This window comes from Gordonia prachuapensis, from assembly GCF_036350515.1.
Taxonomy (GTDB): Bacteria; Actinomycetota; Actinomycetes; order Mycobacteriales; family Mycobacteriaceae; genus Gordonia; species Gordonia prachuapensis.
In genome coordinates this window covers 1-3,016 of record NZ_JAZDUE010000037.1, presented here as the reverse complement: position 1 = coordinate 3,016, position 3,016 = coordinate 1, and the positions used below count along the sequence as shown (strand labels likewise).

1 rRNA gene is annotated in these 3,016 nt (G+C 54.9%); it reads right to left on the bottom strand.

The features are described 5' to 3' along the window. Positions 1 to 2,861 (bottom strand): 23S ribosomal RNA (locus tag V1Y59_RS23635); the annotation flags it as partial. Positions 2,862 to 3,016 lie beyond the last annotated feature (155 nt).

The following is a 3,016-nucleotide window of genomic DNA, read 5'->3' as shown; positions in this document are numbered from 1 at the left end:
ACGCGCGCGGCGGATAGAGACCGAACTGTCTCACGACGTTCTAAACCCAGCTCGCGTGCCGCTTTAATGGGCGAACAGCCCAACCCTTGGGACCTACTCCAGCCCCAGGATGCGACGAGCCGACATCGAGGTGCCAAACCATCCCGTCGATATGGACTCTTGGGGAAGATCAGCCTGTTATCCCCGGGGTACCTTTTATCCGTTGAGCGACACCACTTCCACACGTTGGTGCCGGATCACTAGTCCCGACTTTCGTCCCTGCTCGACATGTACGTCTCACAGTCAAGCTCCCTTGTGCACTTACACTCAACACCTGATTGCCAACCAGGCTGAGGGAACCTTTGGGCGCCTCCGTTACATTTTGGGAGGCAACCGCCCCAGTTAAACTACCCACCAGGCACTGTCCCTGAACCCGATCAGGGTCCGAGGTTAGAAGTCCAATACGATCAGAGTGGTATTTCAACAACGACTCCACCCACACTGGCGTGCGGGTTTCACAGTCTCCCACCTATCCTACACAAACCGAACCGAACACCAATACCAAGCTATAGTGAAGGTCCCGGGGTCTTTTCGTCCTGCCGCGCGTAACGAGCATCTTTACTCGTACTGCAATTTCGCCGAGTCTGTGGTTGAGACAGCAGAGAAGTCGTTACGCCATTCGTGCAGGTCGGAACTTACCCGACAAGGAATTTCGCTACCTTAGGATGGTTATAGTTACCACCGCCGTTTACTGGGGCTTAAATTCTCAGCTTCACCCTCGAAAGGATTAACCGGTCCTCTTAACCTTCCAGCACCGGGCAGGCGTCAGTCCGTATACATCGTCTTACGACTTCGCACGGACCTGTGTTTTTAGTAAACAGTCGCTTCTCTCTGGTCTCTGCGACCCACACCAGCTCCCACCGCAAAAGTGTTCACCAGCACGGGTCCCCCTTCTCCCGAAGTTACGGGGGCATTTTGCCGAGTTCCTTAACCACAGTTCTCTCGATCGCCTTAGTATTCTCTACCTGACCACCTGTGTTGGTTTGGGGTACGGGCCGTGTACCAACTCGCTAGAGGCTTTTCTCGGCAGCATAGGATCATGGATTTCACCGCAACGGCTACGCATCACCTCTCAGGATTATGTGTGGCACGGATTTGCCTATGCCACTCCCTACAGGCTTACACCAGTACAACCACTGACTGGCCCCACTACCTTCCTGCGTCACCCCATCACTTGCCTACTACCAACCAAGGTCCCATGCAGCCGGCTCACGTCACCCGAAGGTGATCGATCGCCATTTGGATGGTTAGTACAGTTGATTCAGCATGGACGCGGATACACGGGTACGGGAATATCAACCCGTTGTCCATCGACTACGCCTGTCGGCCTCGCCTTAGGTCCCGACTCACCCTGGGCGGATTAGCCTGGCCCAGGAACCCTTGGTCATCCGGCGGCAGAGTTTCTCACTCTGCTTTCGCTACTCATGCCTGCATTCTCACTCCCACACCCTCCACCACTAGATCACTCTGCGGCTTCCACGGATGCAGGACGCTCCCCTACCCACCCACACACCTAGCCCACAACCCGTAGATCATGGACAAGCTAACGTGTGAGTGCCGCGGCTTCGGCGGTGTACTTGAGCCCCGCTACATTGTCGGCGCAGGATCACTTGACCAGTGAGCTATTACGCACTCTTTCAAGGGTGGCTGCTTCTAAGCCAACCTCCTGGTTGTCTTCGCGACCCCACATCCTTTTCCACTTAGTACACGCTTAGGGGCCTTAGCCGGCGATCTGGGCTGTTTCCCTCTCGACCACGAACCTTATCGCCCGCAGTCTCACTGCCCCGCTCTCACTTACCGGCATTCGGAGTTTGGCTGACGTCAGTAACCTAGTAGGGCCCATCGGCCATCCAGTAGCTCTACCTCCGGTAAGAAACACGGGACGCTGCACCTAAATGCATTTCGGGGAGAACCAGCTATCACGGAGTTTGATTGGCCTTTCACCCCTACCCACAACTCATCCCCTCCATTTTCAACTGAAGTGGGTTCGGGCCTCCACGACGTCTTACCGACGCTTCACCCTGGCCATGGGTAGATCACTCCGCTTCGGGTCTAGACCCGGCGACTCCACGCCCTATTCAGACTCGCTTTCGCTACGGCTACCCCACACGGGTTAACCTCGCCACCGAGCACTAACTCGCAGGCTCATTCTTCAAAAGGCACGCCATCACCCCCGGCCCACTAAAGAACCCAAAGGCTTTGACGGATTGTAAGCGTCCGGTTTCAGGTACTATTTCACTCCCCTCCCGGGGTACTTTTCACCTTTCCCTCACGGTACTAGTCCGCTATCGGTCACCAGGAAGTATTCAGGCTTACCGGGTGGTCCCGGCAGATTCACAGCAGATTCCACGAGCCCGCTGCTACTTGGGAGAACATCACGCAAGACCCTGTGTTTTCAGCTACCGGACTCTCACCGACTACGGCAGACCATTCCAGGCCACTTCACCTAACACAAGATTTTATCACTCACGCTGCCACAGGTAGATGACAGAAAATGAACCCCACAACCCCACACACACAACCCCTACCCGGTATCACATGCGCATGGTTTAGCCTCCTCCGCTTTCGCTCGCCACTACTCACGGAATCACAATTGTTTTCTCTTCCTATGGGTACTGAGATGTTTCACTTCCCCACGTTCCCCCCACCAACCTATACATTCAGCTGGCGGTAACACCCCATCACGGGTGCTGGGTTTCCCCATTCGGACACCCTCGGATCACAGCTCGTTTGACAACTCCCCGAGGACTATCGCGGCCTACCACGTCCTTCATCGGCTCCTGGTACCAAGGCATCCACCGAACGCCCTAAAACACTTACAACAACACCTACAAACCAACCCACCCCACAAGGTGGGCCGAAATGAAGGCACCAAAAAACTCGAACAAAACACACAAACCAAAAAACTTGATTCGTCATGCAATGCAAAAAATAAAGATGCTCGCATCCACTATGCACTTCTCAAACAACACACACC